Origin of the sequence: Streptomyces sp. AM 4-1-1 (genome assembly GCF_029167625.1) — a bacterium.
Lineage (GTDB): Bacteria > Actinomycetota > Actinomycetes > Streptomycetales > Streptomycetaceae > Streptomyces.
Window position 1 is genome coordinate 6,531,071 of sequence record NZ_CP119145.1, and the last position, 19,672, is coordinate 6,550,742.

General features: G+C 72.2%; 20 protein-coding genes and 1 pseudogene. 15 read left to right on the top strand and 6 right to left on the bottom strand.

Going from position 1 to position 19,672, the window contains the following annotated elements:
- Positions 1-237 precede the first annotated feature (237 nt).
- The 4 genes and pseudogenes from PZB75_RS27670 to PZB75_RS27685 form a co-directional block, all read left to right on the top strand.
- Positions 238-729, top strand: a pseudogene (locus tag PZB75_RS27670) (hypothetical protein); the annotation flags it as partial.
- Positions 730-789: 60 nt separating this feature from the next.
- Positions 790-1,320: a hypothetical protein gene (locus tag PZB75_RS27675; protein WP_275538015.1), complete on the top strand. Its 531-nt coding sequence runs from the start codon at positions 790-792 to the stop codon at positions 1,318-1,320.
- Between the two features lie 67 nt (positions 1,321-1,387).
- Positions 1,388-2,251 (top strand): hypothetical protein, encoded by an 864-nt coding sequence (locus PZB75_RS27680; RefSeq protein WP_275538016.1) that lies wholly within the window; start codon positions 1,388-1,390, stop codon positions 2,249-2,251.
- A 22-nt stretch (positions 2,252-2,273) separates the two neighbouring features.
- Positions 2,274-3,674: a lytic murein transglycosylase gene (locus tag PZB75_RS27685; RefSeq protein ID WP_275538017.1), complete on the top strand. Its 1,401-nt coding sequence runs from the start codon at positions 2,274-2,276 to the stop codon at positions 3,672-3,674.
- Here the strand turns inward: PZB75_RS27685 and PZB75_RS27690 are convergent.
- Positions 3,657-4,724 (bottom strand): ATP-dependent DNA ligase, encoded by a 1,068-nt coding sequence (locus PZB75_RS27690; protein ID WP_275538018.1) that lies wholly within the window; start codon positions 4,722-4,724, stop codon positions 3,657-3,659. The genes PZB75_RS27685 and PZB75_RS27690 overlap by 18 nt on opposite strands.
- Positions 4,725-4,812: 88 nt before the next feature.
- On the opposite strand from PZB75_RS27690, the gene ligD reads away from it, so the two are divergent.
- Together ligD and PZB75_RS27700 are read left to right on the top strand one after the other, a co-directional pair.
- A complete protein-coding gene (gene ligD, locus PZB75_RS27695; protein WP_275538893.1) occupies positions 4,813-5,814 on the top strand; it encodes a non-homologous end-joining DNA ligase in 1,002 nt (333 codons plus the stop codon).
- Positions 5,811-6,968: an ABC transporter permease gene (locus PZB75_RS27700; protein ID WP_275538019.1), complete on the top strand. Its 1,158-nt coding sequence runs from the start codon at positions 5,811-5,813 to the stop codon at positions 6,966-6,968. The genes ligD and PZB75_RS27700 overlap by 4 nt, the downstream gene beginning before the upstream one ends.
- Before the next feature lie 317 nt (positions 6,969-7,285).
- On the opposite strand, the gene PZB75_RS27705 is transcribed toward PZB75_RS27700, so the two are convergent.
- Positions 7,286-8,068 (bottom strand): IclR family transcriptional regulator, encoded by a 783-nt coding sequence (locus PZB75_RS27705; RefSeq protein ID WP_275538020.1) that lies wholly within the window; start codon positions 8,066-8,068, stop codon positions 7,286-7,288.
- Positions 8,069-8,358: 290 nt separating this feature from the next.
- Between PZB75_RS27705 and PZB75_RS32110 the strand changes: the two genes are divergently transcribed.
- The 8 genes from PZB75_RS32110 (at position 8,359) to PZB75_RS27740 (ending at position 14,993) form a co-directional block, all read left to right on the top strand.
- Entirely contained in the window at positions 8,359-8,469 is a 111-nt protein-coding gene (locus tag PZB75_RS32110; protein WP_343286263.1) for a putative leader peptide, read from the top strand.
- Between the two features lie 419 nt (positions 8,470-8,888).
- A complete protein-coding gene (locus PZB75_RS27710) occupies positions 8,889-9,947 on the top strand; it encodes an ABC transporter substrate-binding protein (RefSeq protein WP_275538021.1) in 1,059 nt (352 codons plus the stop codon).
- A gap of 18 nt (positions 9,948-9,965) precedes the next feature.
- On the top strand, positions 9,966-10,982 hold the full coding sequence (locus PZB75_RS27715; protein WP_275538022.1) for an ABC transporter substrate-binding protein: 1,017 nt from the start codon (positions 9,966-9,968) through the stop codon (positions 10,980-10,982).
- Positions 10,979-11,806 (top strand): ABC transporter permease, encoded by an 828-nt coding sequence (locus PZB75_RS27720; protein ID WP_275538023.1) that lies wholly within the window; start codon positions 10,979-10,981, stop codon positions 11,804-11,806. The genes PZB75_RS27715 and PZB75_RS27720 overlap by 4 nt, the downstream gene beginning before the upstream one ends.
- Complete coding sequence (locus PZB75_RS27725; RefSeq protein WP_275538024.1) at positions 11,803-12,699, top strand: ABC transporter ATP-binding protein; 897 nt, start codon at positions 11,803-11,805, stop codon at positions 12,697-12,699. Before PZB75_RS27720 ends, PZB75_RS27725 begins: the two co-directional genes overlap by 4 nt.
- Positions 12,700-13,599, top strand: a complete 900-nt coding sequence (locus PZB75_RS27730; protein WP_275538025.1) for an ABC transporter substrate-binding protein — start codon at positions 12,700-12,702, stop codon at positions 13,597-13,599.
- Positions 13,600-13,604: 5 nt separating this feature from the next.
- The gene (locus tag PZB75_RS27735) at positions 13,605-14,678 is read left to right on the top strand and encodes an LLM class flavin-dependent oxidoreductase (RefSeq protein ID WP_275538026.1); all 1,074 of its coding nucleotides are present in this window, start codon (positions 13,605-13,607) and stop codon (positions 14,676-14,678) included.
- A 60-nt stretch (positions 14,679-14,738) separates the two neighbouring features.
- Positions 14,739-14,993, top strand: coding sequence for a WhiB family transcriptional regulator (locus PZB75_RS27740; protein ID WP_275538027.1), 255 nt, complete (start codon positions 14,739-14,741; stop codon positions 14,991-14,993).
- A gap of 131 nt (positions 14,994-15,124) precedes the next feature.
- Here the strand turns inward: PZB75_RS27740 and PZB75_RS27745 are convergent, their stop codons facing one another.
- From PZB75_RS27745 to PZB75_RS27755, 3 genes are all read right to left on the bottom strand, one after another.
- A complete protein-coding gene (locus PZB75_RS27745) occupies positions 15,125-16,021 on the bottom strand; it encodes a chitosanase (RefSeq protein ID WP_275538894.1) in 897 nt (298 codons plus the stop codon).
- 176 nt (positions 16,022-16,197) lie between these two features.
- Positions 16,198-17,175, bottom strand: a complete 978-nt coding sequence (locus tag PZB75_RS27750) for an acyl-ACP desaturase (protein WP_275538028.1) — start codon at positions 17,173-17,175, stop codon at positions 16,198-16,200.
- Between the two features lie 300 nt (positions 17,176-17,475).
- A complete protein-coding gene (locus tag PZB75_RS27755) occupies positions 17,476-17,892 on the bottom strand; it encodes an SsgA family sporulation/cell division regulator (RefSeq protein WP_275538029.1) in 417 nt (138 codons plus the stop codon).
- Between the two features lie 184 nt (positions 17,893-18,076).
- On the opposite strand from PZB75_RS27755, the gene PZB75_RS27760 reads away from it, so the two are divergent.
- Positions 18,077-19,189 (top strand): oxidoreductase, encoded by a 1,113-nt coding sequence (locus tag PZB75_RS27760; protein ID WP_275538030.1) that lies wholly within the window; start codon positions 18,077-18,079, stop codon positions 19,187-19,189.
- A 108-nt stretch (positions 19,190-19,297) separates the two neighbouring features.
- On the opposite strand, the gene PZB75_RS27765 is transcribed toward PZB75_RS27760, so the two are convergent.
- On the bottom strand, positions 19,298-19,597 hold the full coding sequence (locus PZB75_RS27765) for a YciI family protein (protein WP_275538031.1): 300 nt from the start codon (positions 19,595-19,597) through the stop codon (positions 19,298-19,300).
- Between the last annotated feature and the right edge of the window lie 75 nt (positions 19,598-19,672).

Genomic DNA, 19,672 nt, shown 5'->3' on the forward strand with positions numbered 1-19,672 from the left:
ACGGACGAGGCAGCCAGGACGGCTGGGGTGGTCGAGATGGTTGGGGCGGCCAGGACGGTTGGGGTGGCTGGGACGGATGAGGCAGCCAGGACGGCTGGGGTGGTCGGGACGGTTGGGGCGGCCGAGGCTGTCGAGAACGGCGAGACCGTCGAAGAACGTGAGGGGACGGGGGAGGCGCGGGAGGGCGCGAAGGGGCCCTGCGACGGGAACGACCCGCCCGCGCATCGCACCGTCCGGTGGCGGCGCGTCGTCACCGGCGCGCTGATCGCCGTTCTCGTCACGGCCGGTGCCGGGCTCCTCCTACGCGCCCAGCAGCTGCGTGACACCCCCACCACCGCCAACCACGCGCTGACCGACGCGGAGAACACGACCCGGGTCGCGGGTGACGTCAGCAGCGCGCTCAGCAAGGTCTTCTCGTACAGCCCCAAGGACACCGCCGTCACCGAGGAGGCGGCGAAGCGACTCCTCGCGGGCAAGGCGCTCCAGCAGTACGCGGCACTGTTCGGCCAGGTCGAGAAGGAAGCCACGGACCAGAGGCTCACACTCACCACGCATGTCGTACGGGCCGGGGTCACCCGGCTCTCCGACCGTGGCGCCCACCTTCTCGTCTTCCTCGACCAGGTCTACGAACGTCAGGGCAAGGCAGCCACCACAGCGGCGGCGCAACTGTCCGTCACCGCCGAGCTCAGGGACGGGCACTGGCGGATCGTCGACATCACCTCCGGATAGGGACTTCGAAAGCACGGGCCGCGGCGAGTACGTGACCGGACAGGCAGGGAAGAGGCAACGATGGTACGGGTACGGACAACGAGGAATCCGCTGGTGGCGACGGCCCTCGTGCTGGCGCTCGCGGCGGCCGGCGCGGCCGGCTGGGGCGGCTGGTCCTGGTACGACGCGGCGCACGACGACTCGGCGGCCTACGCGCGGGCCCGCGACGACGTGCTCGCCGCGGGTGAGCAGGCCGTGCAGAACATGAACACGCTCGACCATCAGCGTCTGGACCAGGGGCTCGACCGCTGGGAGGAGTCCACGACCGGTGATCTGCACAAGCAACTCGTGGACGGCAGAGGAGGGTTCGAGAAACAGATCCAGGAGGCGAAGACGGTCAGCACCGCCAAGGTGCTGTCGGGCGCGGTGACCGAACTCGACGACCGGGCCGGGCGGGCGGCGGTGATGGTGGCCCTGCGGATCACGGTGACCGCGCCGGAGGGGAAGCCCGCGGTGAAGGAGAGCCGGATGCTCGGTGAGCTGACCCGCACCTCCGGGGGCTGGAAGCTGAGCGCCCTCGGCCAGGCGCCGGTCGGCAACTCCACCGGCTGAGGCACGCCCCTCGGCTCCGACCGCCGACCGCCGATCACCGACCACCGATCACCGAAAGGACCCCGGCATGTCGACGACCCGTCATCTCGTGAACCGGAGGCGCCGGCTGGCGTCCGTCGCGGCGGCGGAGCGTACCGCCACCTCGCGCCCGCCCGTGCCCGCGCGAGAGGGGCCCCGCGATCGTGACCGTGAGCGGGCCGCCCGGGAAGAGGAGGGGAGCGCCGGCCCGGAAGTCCCCGACGAGGGCGGGAGCGCCGACCCGGCAGAACCGGAGACGGCGGACGGCGATGGGGAAGCCCCGGAGGCCCCGGGAGTCCCGGGAGTCCCGGAGGACGGGACGGGCGGCGGCGACCGGCTCTCCCCGGCGGCGGAGGAGAGCCGCCTCCGATGGCGCCCCCGGTGGGGCCTCCGGCGTCGGCCACCCGGCGGACTCCCCGCCGTGCTCTGCGCGTTGACCGTGCTCCTCGGGGCCTTCGCCGCCTGGTCGTTCACGGCGGCCGAAGGGCTGCGCGACGAACCGGCCAGAGCCAACACCGCCCTCACCGACATCGGTCGCACCAGCGAGGTCAAGGGCAGGATCACCGAGGCGGTCGGCGCGGTGTTCTCGTACACCTACGCATCCCCCGCCAAGTCCGACCGGGCCGCGAAGGAGTACCTGGTGGGTGACGCGGTCGAGCAGCACAGGCGGATGCTCGCCGACGTACGGGCGAAGGGGCCCGCGCAGAAGCTCGTCCTCACGACCACGGTCACCGAGAGCGCCGTCGAACTCCTCGACGGCGACCGGGCCCGGCTGCTGGTCTTCGCCGATCAGAGCAACACCCGTACCGACAAGAAGGAGGAGACGACGTACGCGGCGGCGATGTTCGCCGTGGACGCGGTCCGCGGGGACGGCGGCTGGCGGATCTCGGCCATCGACACCTTCGCCCGGTGACCCCGGGGAGAGGAGAACACGCATGAGGCTCAACGGTACGACGGGGCGCGGGACCGGCCGTGGCGCGCGGTGGCGGATCAGCCGCACGACCCGGCGCGGACTGGGCGGTACCGCGGCGGCCGTGGCCGCGATGGCCGCCCTCACCGCCTCCCAGGCACCGGGGTTCGCCGGCGGCGAACGGCCGGTCCCGCGCGGCGCGGCGACCGACGAGGTGCGCTGGTCGCAGGTGCCCGACGACGACTCGTACCACACCGAGCTTCCACCGCTGACGACCCCCGCGCCCCCGAAGCCCGGCGCCCGGGTGAGCCCCGTCGCCGCCCGGTCGTGGGCCGAGGCGGGTGTCCCCGCCACGGTCCTCGCCGCCTACCGGAGGGCGGAGGCGGCACTCGGCCGCAGCACACCCGGATGCCATCTGCCGTGGCAGTTGCTGGCGGCGATCGGCAAGGTCGAGTCCGGGCAGGCGGGTGGCGGCCGGGTCGACGTCCACGGCACCACGCTCACCCCGATCCTCGGTCCGGTCCTGAACGGCGTGGGCTTCGCCACCGTCACCGACACCGACGACGGTGTGTACGACGGCGACCGGACGTACGACCGGGCGGTCGGCCCGATGCAGTTCATCCCGGCGACCTGGGCGCGCTGGGCGCGGGACGGCAACGGCGACGGACGCGCCGACCCGGACAACATCCACGACGCGGCGCTCGCCGCGGGCTCCTACCTGTGCGCGGGGGGCCGTGATCTGTCGGTGAAGACCGATCTGGACCGGGCGATCCTCAGCTACAACCACTCGGACGTCTATCTGCGGACCGTGCTGTCCTGGCTGGAGTTCTACCGCAGGGGCACGCATCCGGTGGCCGACGGCAAGGGGGTGGTCCCGGCCAGTCCCGGCGCGGGCGGCCCGGCCGGGGCCGTGCGGCCGGTCGCGGCGGCGCCCCCGGCGGGCGGCGCGGGCCGTCCGACAGAGGGCGGCGGCATCGTCGTGGGCCCGGCGCCCGGCGGAAGTCCGGGCACGACGCCCGGCAGGACCCCGGGAGCCACGCCCGGAAAGGCTCCGGGGGCCGTCCGGCCCTCGGCCTCGGCGCCCCCGCTCCACCCGCCGAGCGCTTCCGGTTCCCCGGACCCGGGCGACTCCGGCGGACCGACCGACCCGGACCCGGGGACCACCCCCGACCCCGGCACCACCCCCGACCCCGGCACCACTCCTGACCCCGGCACCACTCCTGACCCCGGCACCACTCCTGACCCCGGCACCACCCCCACCCCTGACCCCGACCCCGGCACGTCCGAGCCGGTTCCCGGCCCCGGCTGCCCGACGCGGACCCCCTCATCCGGTGCGTCGGCCCCGGCACCCGCCTCGGGCACCCCGACCCCCGCCCCCGGCGTCGACCCCTGCGCGACGCCCCCGGACTCAGCTCCCGGCAGCTGACAGCACCTGCGCCAGGTCGTACCGCACCACCTCTTCCAGCTGTCCGTACGTGCAGCTCCCGGGGGTGCGGTCCGGCCGCCAGCGCCGGAACTGGGTGGTGTGCCGGAACCGGTCGCCCTCCATGTGGTCGTACGCCACCTCGCACACCCTCTCCGGCCGGATCGGCACCCACGACAGGTCCTTCTTGCCCGACCAGCGGCTCGGGGCGCCGGGCAGCCGGGAGTTCTCGTGCGCGGCCGCCTCCGCCCACGCCGCCCACGGGTGGTCGTCGGGGTCGACGCGCAGCGGGTCCAGCTCGGCGGCCAGTTCGGCGCGGCGCTTCATCGGGAAGGCCGCGCAGACACCGACGTGCTGGAGCGCGCCCTCCATGTCGAACAGGCCGAGGAGCAGCGACCCGACGACCGGGCCGCTCTTGTGGGGGCGGTAGCCCGCGACCACACAGTCGGCGGTGCGTTCGTGCTTGATCTTGTACATCGCGCGGGTGCCGGGCCGGTACGGAAGGTCGAGGGGTTTCGCGACGACGCCGTCGAGCCCGGCGCCCTCGTACCGCTCGAACCACTCCCGGGCGAGAGCCTGGTCCGTGGTCGCGGGGGCCAGATGGACAGGCGCCGTCACCCCGGAAAGAGCCGACTCCAGGACGGTCCGCCGCTCCGCCTGCCGGGTGTCCATGAGCGAGTCGTCGCCCATGGCGAGGACATCGAACACCACCAGACGGGCCGGGGTCCGCCCGGCGAGCAGCCGTACCCGTGAGTCCGCCGGGTGGATGCGCTCGCTCAGCCGGTCGAAGTCCAGCCGGCCGTCGTGCGCGACGACGATCTCACCGTCGAGCACACAGCGCGGCGGCAGCCGGTCGCGTACCGCCGTGACCAGCTCGGGGAAGTAGCGGGTGAGTGGTTTGCCGGTACGGCTGCCGATCACCACCTCGTCGCCGTCCCGGTACACGACCGCGCGGAACCCGTCCCATTTGGCCTCGTACTGCATCCCGGCCGGGATGGCGGGCACCGACTTGGCGAGCATCGGTTTGACGGGTGGCATCACCGGCAGGTCCATGATCCGATTCTCGCCCACCCCCGGCCGGACGTCCCCCGATATGCGCCATATGTGAGCCCGGCCTACGGTGGCCGTCATGGGAGCAGCGGTGGAGCTGGAGGCAGGCGGGCGGACGGTACGGCTGTCCAATCCGGACAAGGTGTACTTCCCCGAGAAGGGCTACACGAAGCGGGACGTGGCCGACTACTACCTGGCCGTGGGCGAGGGCATCACCAGGGCGCTGCGCGACCGGCCGACCACGCTCCAGCGGTTCCCGGACGGTGTGGACGGCGAGTTCTTCTACCAGAAGCGGGCGCCGAAGAACGTCCCCGACTGGATTCCCACCGCCCGGATCGCCTTCCCCAGCGGCCGGCACGCCGACGAGATCTGCCCCACCGAGCCCGCCGCCGTGCTGTGGGCCGCGAACCTGGGCACGCTCACCTTCCACCCCTGGCCGGTGCGCGGCGGCGACACCGAACACCCCGACGAACTGCGCATCGACCTCGACCCGCAGCCGGGGACCGGCTACGCCGACGCGGTACGGGCCGCACACGAGCTCCGGGCCGTCCTCGACGAGAACGGGGTGCGCGGCTGGCCCAAGACCTCCGGCGGCCGGGGCCTGCACGTCTTCGTGCCGATCGAGCCGCGCTGGACCTTCACCCAGGTGCGGCGCGCGGCCATCGCGGTGGGACGCGAGCTGGAGCGCCGGATGCCGGGGCACGTCACCACCGCGTGGTGGAAGGAGGAGCGTGGCAGGCGGATCTTCGTCGACTACAACCAGACCGCCCGGGACCGCACGATCGCTTCCGCCTACTCCGTGCGCCCCCGTCCGAACGCGCAGGTCTCCGCGCCGCTGCGCTGGGACGAGATCGACGACGCGGAACCGGCGGACTTCGACATCAGGACCATGCCGGAGCGGTACGCGCGGACCGGTGACCTGCACGCGGACATGGACGACCACGCGTACCGGCTCGACGCGCTGCTGGAGCTGGCCGACCGGGACGAGCGGGAACACGGGCTCGACGACCTGCCGTACCCGCCGGAGTACCCGAAGATGCCCGGCGAACCGAAGCGGGTCCAGCCCAGCCGCGCGAGGGACGACGACGCATGAGCCACACGGACGACGGCCGGGGGCCGCGCGACGGGGGCGAACGCGGGGACGAGCGGGGGGAACGGGAAGAGTCCGCGGAGCCCGGGGCGGCGGAGGATTCGGGGGAGCCCGGGGCCCACCGGCGGGCGCGGACCCTCGCGGACCGGTGGACGGCCTTCACGAACTCGCCGTACCTCCCCGCGACCGTACTGCTGTTCATCCTGGCGGCCGCCGCCGGACTCTTCGCCGGTTCCTATACGTACGCGATGGCGAACCCGACCCCGCACAACATTCCGGCGGCCCTGGTCGGCGCGCCGCACGCCGTGCGCGACGAGGAGTTCATCGCGGGCATGGAGAAGGCGCTCAACGCCTCGCTGGAACTGCACCCGTACGCCGAACAGCACCAAGCACGCGAGGCGTTGGAGAATCAGAAGGTCTTCGCGATCCTGAGCGACGACTACCACGGTGTGGTGCTCGAAGTCGCCGGTGCCTCCGGCGCCAGTGTCGCGCAACTGCTGACCGAGTCCTCCCGGCAGGTGGGCGAGAAGGTCGGCGTGCCCGTCAGGGTCGTGGACGTCAAACCGCTCCAGAAGGGCGACCCCCGGGGCCTCGCCCTCTTCTACATCTCGCTCGCCGCGGTCATCATCGGCTTCGTCGGGGCGATCCAGCTCAGCGTGCACGCCCGTGGTCTCGTACCGCTGGAACGGATCGCGTTCACCGTCGCCTACGCGCTGCTCGGCGGGTTCGCCATCGCCGCCGTCGTGGACTGGCTGCTGGGCTCGGTCCATCTGCCGTTCGTCGAGTCCTGGCTGATCCTGGCCTTCACGATGTTCACCTCGGGGATGGTCTTCACCATGTTCAACACCCTGCTGGGCCGTTGGGCGATGATCCCGACCTGGGGTGTCATGGTGCTGCTCGGCAACCCGTCCTCCGGTGGCGCGGTGTCCTGGCCACTGCTGCCGTCCGCGCTCGGGGTCATCGGGCGCTGGCTGCCGCCGGGCGCCTCGGTCAACGCCCAGCACACCGCCGTCTACTACCAGGGTCATCAGCGACTGTTCCCGTTCCTGGTGCTGGCCGGGTGGGCACTGGTGTCCTGCACGGTGTTCTGGGTGTGGCGCCACCGGCACCCGGGAGGCCGTCCCCGGACACCGGAGCGGGCGGCGGCGCCCGGGTGAGGCCGGGGCACCTGGTCGCCCTGCCGGACTCGCGGAGCCTCGACACCGGCCCGACTCCGGTCATCGACCCGCAGAGCGACGGGTCGGTCCGCTCGCGGCTGCTCCACGTCGGGACCGAGCGGGAGAACACTCCGGAGTGCCGGTCCTTGAACGGCTCGACGCGGCGGCCCACCAGGACGAGTACGGCGGCCGGCCCGTCACCACCGAGGGCATGCCGCACACCGTGCTCCGGCGCCGCGCGAACGGCGAGTCGGTCCGGTCCCGTACGTCGGCCACTCACACCCGGGCGGTCCCGGGGGTCCCGGTGGGTGCTCGCCTCAGCGGGACGGTGGCCGGCGCTCGGCGGGTGACAGCAGCAGGACCTCCAGGGCGCGGGCGCACTCCCGGGTCCGGGCCAGGAACCAGTCGGCGCGCTCGTCGGTTATCACGGACGGTGTGGCCCGTACCGCCAGGGCGAAGCGCGCGTACCCGGCGCCGTCCAGCACCGGGACCGCCAGAGTGCGCACCCCGTACGCCGACTCACCGTCGTTGAGGGCGTACGCGTCGGACCGCACCCGCGCCAACTCCGCCTCCAGGGCCTCGGTTTCGACGATCGTGCGGTCCGTGAACGAGCGCAGCGGCGGCAGTGCGGCGAGCCCTCCGTCACCCGGCCGGGCCCACGCGAGCAGTACCTTGCCGAGTGCCGTGGAGTGCAGTGGCCGGCGCAGGCCCACCTTCGGGGTGACCGATCCGCCGGCGACGATCACCGCACTGGGACCGCTGCGCAGCGCCAAGTCGGCGGTGACGCCCGTGCGTTCGGTGAGATCGGCCAGCTCGGGCGCGGCCAGGTGCAGACCGCGCTGGTGGTACGAGAGCCGGCCCAGCTCGGTGACGGCCGGGCCCAGCCGATAGCGGGCCGTGCGGGCGTCCTGCTCCAGGAACCCCGCTCCCAGCAGCGTGCGGGCGAGCCGGTGCGCCGTGGAGACCGGCAGCCTCAGACGGCGGGCGAGCTCGGAGGCGCTGAGATCGGAGCCGTTGTCGTGGAAGCAGTGCAGCAGGTCAAGGGCCCGCCGGACCGCCTGAGCGCCACCGGGGGCGCGCACTGCGGCGGCCTCGGTCATATCGGTTCACACTCCACTCGCCAGATGTCGTTTGCCGATGCCCGGCGCCGCGGTCCCGGGGCGTGGGCCCGGACGTCGGACGTCGGGTGCCGGAAGCGGGGCGCGGGGCGGGGGATGAGCAAGGAGACGTGCCACACTACGGGACTCCGTGAGCCGCCCGGAGCCCGCTGAAATACGCCGTTCACACTCAATCCCACATCATGGGAAGCGAGTTGTGAGCGGGGCTTTCCCCGTGGCAGGCTTCAGCCATCACCACCGACGAGCTGGGACGAGCGGAAGGGAGCAGTGCCATGGCCGGTCGCCTCACCACCGCCGTCACCCGCACCGCTCCGGTCCCGCTCGCCCTGACACTGCGCCGTCACATCGATCTGGCGCGGGTCTCCAGCGCCACCTGTCGCTGACCCCTTCCCCGCACATCCCGTTTCCGCCCTCCCGCACCGGTCCACCCGTACGTCCCGGGACCGTCGTGCCGGCGGACGTGCGCCATGAGCCTCTTCACCGTGCGGACGCGCCGACGGACGGCGCACCTGTGGACGGCGCACCTGCCCGCGTCGCCGGACCTCTCCGGCAGGTCCTCGTGGAGCGCTCCCGGCATGCGGTGGTACGTGTCAGCGGGGAGCCGTCGACGGTCGATCGAAGCTCTCGGCGCGTACGTGCCTGCCGGGAGCCGAGTGCCGGGAGCCGGACGCGGCCCGAGCCCTCGTACGGTCCACCGCCCTCGCTCCCGCCCTCCTCACCGTCCGGCTTTCCGCCCTCTCCTCACCTCCCCACCTCTCCTTTCGCCGCCCGTATCCGTTCCGACGACCCGCCGGGAAGACCGATGACCCATGCCGCCCCGCCCCAGACCCTCTGGTTCACCCGCTGTCCCGTACCCACCGCCACCGGCATCGCCGCCGACCGGCGGTGGCTAACCGACGAGTTCGCCCCCGACGGCATCACCGTGCGCTCCCTCCAGGACGCGGCACCCGACGCCGACCGTGCGGCCCACTTCACCCACGCACTGCCGGGACTCTTCCGCGAGGGCGGCAACGTCCCCGCCCTGTGGGCCCGTTCGAGGGGAGAGCGGACCAGGCTCATCGGGCTCACCTGGATCGAGGAACGGCAGGTCGTGCTCGTCGCGCCCGGTTCCGGCATCCGGGGCGCCGAGGCGCTGCGCGGGCTGCGGCTAGCCCTGCCGAAGCACTCGATCGCCATCGACTTCTGGCGGGCCATGGCGCTGCGCGGGTTCGAAGGCGCACTGGCCTCCGCCGCAATCGCCCCCGGGACGACCGGCGCGGCCGGGGGACCGGGGCTCGGGGCGGCCGACGTCACGCTCGTCGACGTGCCCGCCGACGGGTACGAGGGCCAGTGGGCCGCCGAACTGGCCGCCCTGCGCCGCGGGGACGTCGACGCCGTCTACGTCAAGGGCGCCCTGGCCGTGGAGGCGGCCCGGCGGTCCGGCGCCGAGATCGCCGTCGAACTCGACGAGTTGCCCGACCGGCGGTTCCGCGTCAACAACGGCACCCCCCGGCCCATCACCGTCCACCAACAGCTCCTCGACGACCACCCAGGTCTCGTCGACCGCTTCCTCGCCGTCCTCATCGAGGCGGCCGACTGGGCCGCCGAACAGCCGGGCGAGGTCGCCCGCATCCTCGGCGCCGAGACCGGGGCGGGCGCGGACGGGGTCGCCGGGGCCTACCGGCCGGGCACCCATCTGTCCCTGAGCCCCGACCTGTCCGCGGACCGCCTCGCCCTGCTCGCCCAGCAGGAGAGCGCCCTGCGCGCCCACGGCTTCCTGCCCGAGCCGGTCGACGTCACGGCGTGGGCCGACCCCGAACCACTGCGCCGCGCCACCGCGCTCGCCCGCTCCCGTACCGCCCTCCGACATCCCGCCACCTGAGCCCGAGGAACACCCACCATGCGCCTGCCACGATCACTCCGCACGCCCCTCGCCCCCACGCTCCTCACGGTCACCGCCCTCCTCGCCCTCACCGCCTGCTCCACGTCGGCCGCCGACAGCGGGGACGGCAGACCGGGCGGCACGGTGAGCATCCGGATACCCGACCCCGGGAACTCCGGCGTCCTCGCCCTCGGCAAGAAGGACGGCAGTCTCGACAGAGCCCTCGCCAAGGTCGGCGCCAAGGTGGCGTGGACCGGCAGCGCCGGCCCCTTCGCCCCCGCCGCCCAGGCCATGAACGCCGACCAACTCGACATCGCCACCGGCTCCATCACCTCCGGCATCACCTCGCTCGCCCAGCGCCCCGGCTTCAAGTTCTTCACCGCGGTCGCCCCCGACACGGCGGGCGAAGGCATTCTCGTCAAGAACGGCTCCGGGATCGACTCGGTCGCCGACCTGGTCGGCCGGAAGGTCGCTGTCAACCAGGGCGGCACCGGCGAATACCTGTTGCTCAAGGCACTCGCCAAGGCGGGTATCCCGGCCGACCGGGTCGAGCGGGTCTATCTGCGGCCCGACCAGACCGCCGCCGTCCTCAACGCGGGCCAGGTCGACGCCTGGGCCGTCTGGGCGACCTACGCGGTGGCCGAGATCGGCGGCGGCAAGGCGCACTTCGTCGCCGACGGCGCGGCCCTCGGCTCGGACAACTACAGCCTCAACGCCGTCCGGACGGACTTCGCCACCCGGCACCCCGAGATCGTGAAGGCCCTCTACCAGTACCTCCACGACGCCACCGCCAAGGAGAAGCGGGACCCGGCCGCCTATCTGAACGTCTTCACCGACGTCGGCCCGACCGCCGTCACCGGCAAGGCCAAGGAGGTCCAGATCGCCTTCACCCGTCAGGGTGGCACGGTCGACCCCATCGGCCCCGAGGACATCAAGCGGTTCGACGCCGTCGCCGCCTTCTACGCCGAACAGAAGGTGACCAGGACCAAGGTCGACATCGCCCCACACCTTCTCGACATCGAGAAGCCGGCATGAGCGGTGCCCAGGGCGCCGGCCTGATCACCCCCCGCCCGCAGCTGCGCGGACCGCGCGGCAGGACCTACGCCGTGACGGTAAGGGCCGTCGGGCCCGTCGCGCTCCTCGTCCTGTGGTGGACCGCATCCGCGACCGGCCTGCTCACCCCCGACGTGCTGGCATCGCCCGCCGGAGTACTGCGCGCGGTCAGGGAGTTGTGGGGAAACGGCCAACTCCCCGACGCCCTCACCACCTCCCTCACCCGCTCCGGACTCGGACTGCTCATCGGTCTCACCGCGGGACTGACGCTCGGCGTCACCACCGGATTCACCCGGCTCGGTGACGAACTCCTCGATTCCTCCCTCCAGACCCTGCGCACCATTCCGTTCCTCTCCCTGGTCCCGCTCTTCATGGTCTGGTTCGGGATCAACGAGACGGCGAAGATCCTGCTCATCGCCGTCGCCACCACCTTCCCGATGTACGTGTCGACTTCCAGCGGAGTACGCGACACCGACCCCAAACTCGTCGAAGCCATGCAGAGCTTCGGGATGAGCCGCCCCGCCGTCGTCCGCCAGGTCGTGCTGCCCGGCGCCCTGCCCTCGCTGCTCGCCGGACTACGGCTGTCCATGACGCTGAGCGTGATCGCCCTGATCGCCGCCGAGGAGATCAACACCACCGCGGGCATCGGCTATCTGATGTCCCAGGCCCAGAGCTACGCCCGCACCGACATCCTCGCCGTCTGCATCCTCGTCTACGGACTCCTCGGCCTGACCGCCGACGTCGTCGTCCGGCTGCTGGAACGGCTGCTGATGCCCTGGCGCACCCCACAGGGAGCTCCCCGATGACCGACGGACCGACCACCCCCAGGCCACCGGCCGAAACACCCGCGCCGGCGGTACGCGTACGGGGGCTGCGCCGCGTCTTCGCCGACCGGGCCGTCCTCGACGGACTACGACTCGACATCGCCCGCGGCGAGTTCGTCGCCCTCCTCGGGGCGAGCGGCAGCGGCAAGACCACCCTGCTGCGCATCCTGGGCGCCCTCGACGGAGCCGACGGGGGAGAGGTGCTGGTCCCGGCCGCCCGCACCGTCGTCTTCCAGGAACCCCGCCTCGTACCGTCCAAGAAGGTCCTCGCCAATGTGACCGTCGCGCTGCCGCGCGGCAGCGCTCCCCGGGGGCTGCGAGCCCTCGCCGAGGTCGGTCTCGAACGGCACGCGGACGCCTGGCCCGCCACCCTCTCCGGAGGCGAGTCGCAACGGGTCGCCCTGGCCCGCGCCCTCGTCAGGGAACCCGAACTGCTCCTGCTCGACGAGCCGTTCGCCGCGCTCGACGCCCTCACCCGGCTCAAGATGCAGGACCTGGTGGGGGAGTTGTGCCGCCGGCACCGGCCGGCCGTGCTCCTCGTCACCCATGACGTCGACGAGGCCGTACGACTCGCCGACCGCGTCGCCGTACTGCGCGACGGACAGCTCGTCACCGACGAGACCGTCACCGTCGACCGGCCACGCGATCCGGGTGACCCGGCGTTCGCCGCGCTGCGCCGACGCCTGCTGAACGACCTGGGAGTGCGGACCCCGGCGCTCCCCGGCCCACCCGTCACCACCACGGCCGCCGCGGCCCCCGCGTCCGCCACGGCCCCCGGGACTCCCGCGTCCGCCACGGCCCCCGGGACTCCCGCGACCGCCACGACCCCCGAGATCCCCACGAACACCACGCCTTCCGAAATCGGAGTGATCTGAATGACCGTCACCATCGGTGTCCACAGCAGCAATCCGTCCCTCCACCACCTGCGTCACCTCTCGACCGTCGGCCTCGACCTCGCCCAGGACGAGCTGGCCCCGCTCGGCGAGAGCGTCGTCTTCCACCCGTACACGAACGGCGTCCGCACCGGCGAACTCCTCTCGCGGGGCGTCATCGACTTCGGCGGAACCGGCTCCACACCGCCCATCACCGCCCAGGCCGCGGGCCACGACCTCGTCTACACCGCCGTGTCCGCCCCCCGCCCCGGTCACGGCGCGCTCCTGGTCCCCGAGAACAGCGACATCCGCACGGTCGCCGACCTCAGGGGCACCACCGTGCACCTCGCGATCGGCTCCTGGCAGACCCATCTGGTGGCCAAGGCCCTCGACACCGCCGGGCTGTCGTACGCCGACGACATCACCGCCGTACGGAGCACCGACGACAGCGAACGGCTGCTGCGCGCCGGAGAGATCGCCGCCTGGGTCGTCCAGGGCGCTCAGCTCGCCGCGGCCCGCCGCACGGGCGGCCTCCGCGTCCTCGTCCCCACCGAGGACGTCATCACCGACCGCTCCGTCTTCTTCACCCGACGCGACTTCGCCGAGGGACGCCCCGAGATCGTGGCCGCCCTCTCCCGGGCCCTGCGCCGCGCCGACGAATGGGCCGCCGCGAACCCGCGTGAGGCGGCGCGGGTCGCCGCCGCCGATCTGGGCGGTGACGTGGACGACTGGGAGACCGCGCTGCGAGCCCTGCCGTGGCGGATCGAGGACGTGTCGGACACGTTCATCGCCGAGCAGCAGGAAGCGGCCGACATCTTCCACCGCACCGGCTTCATCGACCGTCCCGTGACCGTCGCGGACGCCCGCGCGGTCACCCCGGCGGTCACCCCGAAGGCGGTCTGACCGGCATGGCTACGGAAGTCCTCTGGTACGTCATCCCCCGTGAAGGCGCCTATCCCTGGGAGCCGGAAGGCCGCAGACCGGTCGACCTCGGCTATCTCACCCAGCTCGCGGGCGCGGTCGAACGCCTCGGCTACAGCGGGGCGTTGCTCGCCACCGACCTGTACGACGTGTGGCCGCTGGGCAGCGCGCTCGCCGCGCACACCAGCACCCGGTTCAAGCCCCTGCTGGCCGTCCATCCGGGGCTGATCCCGCCCGTCCTGCTCGCCAGGATGGCGCTCAGCTTCGACACCCTCTTCGGCGGCAGACTGCGGTTCAACGTGGTCAACGGGTCGACCGGGTCGCTCCGGGAGTACGGACTCCACGTGGAGCACGACGAACGGTACGAACTCAGCGCCGAGTACTGGTCGATCGTCAAGCGGCTCACCGCCGGGGAGGTCTTCGACCACAAGGGCCGGTTCTACGACCTGAAGGACGCCGGCGCCTCCCTCAGGGAACTGCGTCCCGTCCAGGACCCCCACATCCCGCTGTGGTTCGGCGGTTCGTCCGCACCGGGCATCGAGATGGCCGCCGAACACGTCGATGTCTTCCTGACCTGGGGGGAGCCGCCGCATCTGCTCAAGGAGAAGCTGGAGCGGGTGCGGGCCAGGGCCGCGGCGTACGGCCGCACGCTCCGGATCGGGCTGAGGCTGCACCTCATCGTCCGCGACACCGAGGACGAGGCGTGGGCCGCCGCGGACCGGCTCCTCGACGTCACGAGCCAGGAGACGTACGCACGCCGGCTCGGTGAGGGCGCCGGGGAGGACGGGGTCGGCTGGCAGCGCCAGTTCCGCCAGCACGGCGGGAAGGTCCCGGCCCATGCCCGGGACCTGGAGACGCACCCCAACATGTGGCCCGGCATGAGCCTGTTCCGGCCAGGTCCCGGGACCGCCGTCGTCGGTTCGTCCGCGCAGGTCGTCGAACGGCTGAAGGAGTTCGAGGACCTGGGGGTCGACACCTTCATCCTCTCCGGCAATCCCCTGCTGGAAGAGGCGTACCGGGTGGCGGAGACGGTGCTTCCGGCGCTCGGCGTGAGGCGCTGAGACGGGGGCGTCGATGAGACGTTGATCGGTTGTTTATCGCCACCGGGCACCGTGGGGCCCATGCTCATCAACACCGTGACCGAGAACGCGCTCGCCTGGCAGGAGACAGCGCTGTGTGCCCAAGCGGGGCCCGAGTTCTTCTTCCCGGCTCCCGGCAGCTCCACACGCGAGGCCAAGCAGCTCTGCAACGCCTGTGAGGGCCGGGAGGCATGCCTGGAGTACGCCCTGGACAACGACGAACGCTTCGGTGTCTGGGGCGGCCTCTCCGAGAAGGAGCGCGAACGGCTGCGCAGAGGCCGGTCCGCACGGGCCTGATCCCGCGCCTCGGCTCCGCGCGGACCGCCCGGGGCGGACGGCGGGACGAGCCGTTGCGCCGCCCCGCCCTGGCCTGGGTCCGGCGCCGGGTGTGCGGCGGTGCGGCAGGTGTGCGGCAGCCCGGTGTCCGGTCAGGAAGGGATGCGGTACGTCTCGCCGTACATCTTCCACACCAACGGTGTCTTCAGCGTCAGATTGCCCTCGCGCAGGAACACGCGCTGAGCCGTGTCGATGCGTGACGTGTCCCGCTGGTGCTTGTTCTTCTTCGCCAGGATCGCGCCCCGTGCGGCGTCCAGGAACGCGTTCAGGTACGCCTTCTCGTCCCCGCCCTCGTACACGCTGTCCTCCTCCTCCAGCGCGGCCGCACGGATGCCGTAGAAGCCGCCGGGCCCGCTGCCGGAACCGTTCACGACGAACGCGTCGTAGTAGATGTACTGCCCGAGCGGGGACAGCCCGTCCAGCTTCGCCTGCCGGACCGCGGGCTCGAAGTACAGCGTGTCCCTGACGTGGTCCTGGGTGGCGCGGAACTCCGGGTCCTCGGCGGACTTCTTCCACGCGGCGGTGAAGCCGGGGTCCAGCCCCTCGTGCGAGTCGGTGCCGTTGACCTTGCGCAGTGCGGGGAGGAAGGGCGCCAGCGCGTTGCCGGGGTGCTGCTTGCTGAACGTCTCGACCACGTTCAGCATGTCGTCCGTACCGGAACAGAAGGCGATGATGCCGCCGCAGTATCCGGAGCCGTCACCGGACGCCTCGATCACGCCGTACTGGCTGCGCCAGTCCAGCCGGGAACTCTCCGCGGTGGACACCAGCCGGGAGGCGATCTCCTTGAGCTCCGGGGAGGCGAGCCCGGCGGGCATGTCGGCGACCCGCGCGTCCTCCTGCTTGCGCAGTTCCGCGTCCTCGTCCTGTCCGGCGGCCTGTTCCTGGTCCGCCTGCTTGGGGTTCGTGGGCAGCCCGGAATCGCCACCGCTGTTGAACAGGATCGATATCGCGATGGCGATGGGAGCCCCGAAGAGCACGAGGCGTGTCACTGGTTTCACCGCCACAGAGTACGGTCCGCCGCACCGTGGTGACGGCCCGGCCCCACGTCTCCCCGCACGGACCGGGGACGGCCCCGGCGACGGGTCCGGTCCGCGGCACGTGTCCCCGGGGCGGGACGGTGCCGCGGACCGTCACCGGCGGCGGTGCCCCTCGCCGGGGACGCGGTTCAGCCCTGGGCGCGTGCGGCCATCCGTGCCTTGCGCGCGGCCAGCTTCTCGTCGAACTTCGACGCCTCGCTGTCCAGACCAGCCATGTACAGGCCCAGCTCGTCCTGCGCCCGAAGCCCCTCGGGGCCGAGGCCGTCGATGTCCAGGACCTTCAGGTAGCGCAGCACCGGCTGGATCACGTCGTCGTGGTGGATGCGCATGTTGTAGATCTCGCCGATCGCCATCTGTGCGGCGGCCCGCTCGAACCCGGGCATCCCGTGACCGGGCATCCGGAAGTCGACCACCACGTCACGCACGGCCAGCATCGTCGGGTCCGGCGCCAGCTCGAACGCGGCGCCCAGCAGATTCCGGTAGAAGACCATGTGCAGGTTCTCGTCGGTAGCGATCCGGGCCAGCATCCGGTCGCACACCGGGTCGCCCGACTGGTGGCCGGTGTTGCGGTGCGAGACCCGGGTGGCCAGCTCCTGGAACGCCACGTACGCGACCGAGTGCAGCATCGAGTGCCGGTTGTCGGACTCGAACCCCTCCGCCATGTGAGCCATCCGGAACTGCTCCAGCTTGTCCGGATCCACGGCCCGCGAGGCGAGGAGGTAGTCGCGCATCACGATGCCGTGCCGGCCCTCCTCCGCCGTCCAGCGGTGCACCCAGGTGCCCCAGGCGCCGTCACGCCCGAAGAGGGAGGCGATCTCGTGGTGGTAGCTGGGGAGGTTGTCCTCGGTCAGCAGATTGACGACCAGCGCGATCTTGCCGATGTCGGTGACCTTGGACTGGTCGGGTGCCCATGCCTGGCCGTCGTCGAACACGCCGGGGAAGTTGCGCGCGTCCGACCAGGGGACGTAGTCGTGCGGCATCCAGTCCTTGGCGACCTTCAGATGGCGGTTGAGTTCCCTCTCCACCACCTCTTCCAACGCGTGCAGCAGCTGAGCGTCGGTCCATTGTTTCGTCGAGCTGCCGAGGTGGGGAGAGGTGATCGTCACTGGGGCTCCTGGGGACGGGAGAAGTACCTACGGCTTCGTAGGTTACGAGACCGTAGGTTAAAGCGGCTGTAAGGCTCTGGCCAAGCTCGGACGCGCGGCGACTGCTCACTCCGGGTAAGGAACGCAGCTCACGGTGGGTTGCGGAGAGTCATCTCGCGGAATCTGTGCCTCCGCTGTGCGGGCGCGAAGACGCGGGTGCGAGGAGGGAAGAGTACGAGGACCAAGAGCGGCAGGGGGCGCGCCCGTACGGAACGACACGTCATCCCGTCGACGCGTTCCGCCCGGCCCCGGGTACGGACGTCAGCGGGCGCCGCCCAGCAGGTCCGTCAGTCCGCGATCGAGATCCATGAATCTGTGCTCGTCGCCCGTCGGCACCAACTCCTGGGCCCGGTCGAGGAACCGGCGCAGCTCCGAGGTGCGGACGTGCACCATCGCGATGCCCTCGACGGCGTGGAACTCCAGGACCGTACGGTCGTACCCGTAGGGCCGCACCCGTACGTCACCGAGGCCGGCCGCCGAGTCCAGGCCGGTCGTGAGCAGTTCGCGGGAGAACTCCCACGACACCTCGGTGCCCTCCAGGGTCGCCGGAGCCGGGAACGCCATGCGCACGGCGAACGGATCGTTCCGGTCGTACTGGAGCGTGGCGGGAAGGGTCTCCATCCGCGGTGCGGATGCGACCATGCGGGCCTGCACGGACTGCTCGATGACGGTGGACAAGACCTGCTCCCTCTCGCGACTCGGTGAACGGGCACCAGCACTGACAGAAGACGACGGAACAGCTCGATCCGTGCAGTGCGTCGGGGCGTGAGTTGCGTCACCGCCCCGCTTCTCCCGTTCGCCTGCCCACTTCTCGGCTGCGCACCCTGGACGGTGGGGTGTCGGTGGGTTAGCTTCCACCGCCATGAAGGTCATGGGAAAGACGAGACGACTGATGTCCCTGGGGCTGTGCGGAGCGGCACTGGGCGCGGCCCTGACCGCACCGGCCGCACAGGCGGCGTCCGTGGCGCAGCGCGGTCCGGGGCACCGGCCGGGCTGGACGCTCACGGACACCGGCGCCGACGCCCGCTTCCGGGGGCTCGCCGCGGTCGACCGCACGACCGCGTGGCTCGCGGGCACCGGGGGCACGGTGCTCCGCACATCCGACGGCGGGCGGCACTGGCGCGACGTATCGCCGCCGGGCGCTGGGCAGTTGGAGTTCCGCGACATCGAGGCGTTCGACGCGCGCCGGGCCGTGGCGCTGGCCATCGGCGAGGGCGAGGCGTCCCGGGTGCTGCGCACGGACGACGGCGGCGTGACCTGGGCCGAGTCGTTCCGCAACACCGACACCCGTGCGTTCTACGACTGCCTCACGTTCTTCGACAGCCGCCACGGACTGGCCGTGAGCGACCCGGTCGACGGAAAGTACCGTCTTCTGTCGACCGCGGACGGCGGACGTCACTGGAAGGTGCTGCCCGGTGCGGGTATGCCGGCGGCGCTGCCCGGCGAGGCGAGCTTCGCGGCCGGCGGCCAGTGTCTCGTCAGCTCCGGGTCCGAGGACGTCTGGCTGGCCACCGGAGGTTCCGGGACGGCCCGGGTGCTGCACTCCCGCGACCGGGGCCTGACCTGGAGCGCGACGGCCACGACCCTGCCGGCCGGTGATCCGGCCCGGGGCGTCTTCGGACTCGCCTTCCGGGACCGCGCGCACGGCATCGCGGTCGGCGGCGACTACCGCGCGGACCAGGCGTCACCCCGGGCGTCCGCGGTCACCCGGGACGGTGGCCGCGGCTGGCGGCAGTCCGTCACCCCGCCGCCCGCCTACCGCTCGGGGGTGGCCTGGCTGCCGCGCGGTCTCGGCCTCGGCCGGGAGAGCGCGCTAGCCGTCGGACCCACCGGGACGGATCTGACGAGGGACGGCGGTCGCACCTGGCGGACCGTGGACAGCGGTTCGTACGACACGGTGGACTGCGCTCCGGACGGCGGCTGCTGGGCGTCCGGTGAACAGGGCCGCGCGGCGCGGCTCACGTACCGCCGCTGAGCCGTCACGGGGGAGGCACGTCCCGGGCGGGGCCAGGTGGGGTCAGCGCAGGCGTTCCGGGCAGGGCTCGGCACACGCGTCCACCGGGCCCTGACCGGACGGAAGACGTCAGGCGGGCAACTGCTGCCGATGACCGGCCAGTTCGTCGCTCGTCCTCGTGGCGAGGAATTCCGTGATCCGGTACGCGCACACGCCCTCGACGGCGAAGGGGTCGGCCGCCGCGATGCTCTCGATCCGCGCGCGGTCGTCCCCGACGGCGAGGATCACCCCACCGTCACGAGGGTTCTTGCGGCCGGACGCGATGAAGACCCCCGCCTCGTACTGGCCGTCGAGCCAGGCGACATGGGCCGGAAGCAGGGCGTCGACCCGCTCGACGGGCGCGGTGTAGGTCAATTCGAGTACGAACATGATCAGAAGATTACCCGCCGCGTCCGGTACGGGACGGGGCACGGGTTGGCTCGATCCCGGCGGAACTGAGTATCT

Bases quoted from the DNA above. Each gene is read 5' to 3' on its own strand.
- PZB75_RS27675 (WP_275538015.1), top strand. From the start codon at position 790: ATGGTACGGGTACGGACAACGAGGAATCCGCTGGTGGCGACGGCCCTC.
- PZB75_RS27680 (WP_275538016.1), top strand. From the start codon at position 1,388: ATGTCGACGACCCGTCATCTCGTGAACCGGAGGCGCCGGCTGGCGTCC.
- PZB75_RS27685 (WP_275538017.1), top strand. From the start codon at position 2,274: ATGAGGCTCAACGGTACGACGGGGCGCGGGACCGGCCGTGGCGCGCGG.
- PZB75_RS27690 (WP_275538018.1), bottom strand. From the start codon at position 4,724: ATGGACCTGCCGGTGATGCCACCCGTCAAACCGATGCTCGCCAAGTCG.
- PZB75_RS27700 (WP_275538019.1), top strand. From the start codon at position 5,811: ATGAGCCACACGGACGACGGCCGGGGGCCGCGCGACGGGGGCGAACGC.
- PZB75_RS27705 (WP_275538020.1), bottom strand. From the start codon at position 8,068: ATGACCGAGGCCGCCGCAGTGCGCGCCCCCGGTGGCGCTCAGGCGGTC.
- PZB75_RS32110 (WP_343286263.1), top strand. From the start codon at position 8,359: ATGGCCGGTCGCCTCACCACCGCCGTCACCCGCACCGCTCCGGTCCCG.
- PZB75_RS27710 (WP_275538021.1), top strand. From the start codon at position 8,889: ATGACCCATGCCGCCCCGCCCCAGACCCTCTGGTTCACCCGCTGTCCC.
- PZB75_RS27715 (WP_275538022.1), top strand. From the start codon at position 9,966: ATGCGCCTGCCACGATCACTCCGCACGCCCCTCGCCCCCACGCTCCTC.
- PZB75_RS27720 (WP_275538023.1), top strand. From the start codon at position 10,979: ATGAGCGGTGCCCAGGGCGCCGGCCTGATCACCCCCCGCCCGCAGCTG.
- PZB75_RS27725 (WP_275538024.1), top strand. From the start codon at position 11,803: ATGACCGACGGACCGACCACCCCCAGGCCACCGGCCGAAACACCCGCG.
- PZB75_RS27730 (WP_275538025.1), top strand. From the start codon at position 12,700: ATGACCGTCACCATCGGTGTCCACAGCAGCAATCCGTCCCTCCACCAC.
- PZB75_RS27735 (WP_275538026.1), top strand. From the start codon at position 13,605: ATGGCTACGGAAGTCCTCTGGTACGTCATCCCCCGTGAAGGCGCCTAT.
- PZB75_RS27740 (WP_275538027.1), top strand. From the start codon at position 14,739: ATGCTCATCAACACCGTGACCGAGAACGCGCTCGCCTGGCAGGAGACA.
- PZB75_RS27760 (WP_275538030.1), top strand. From the start codon at position 18,077: ATGAAGGTCATGGGAAAGACGAGACGACTGATGTCCCTGGGGCTGTGC.
- PZB75_RS27765 (WP_275538031.1), bottom strand. From the start codon at position 19,597: ATGTTCGTACTCGAATTGACCTACACCGCGCCCGTCGAGCGGGTCGAC.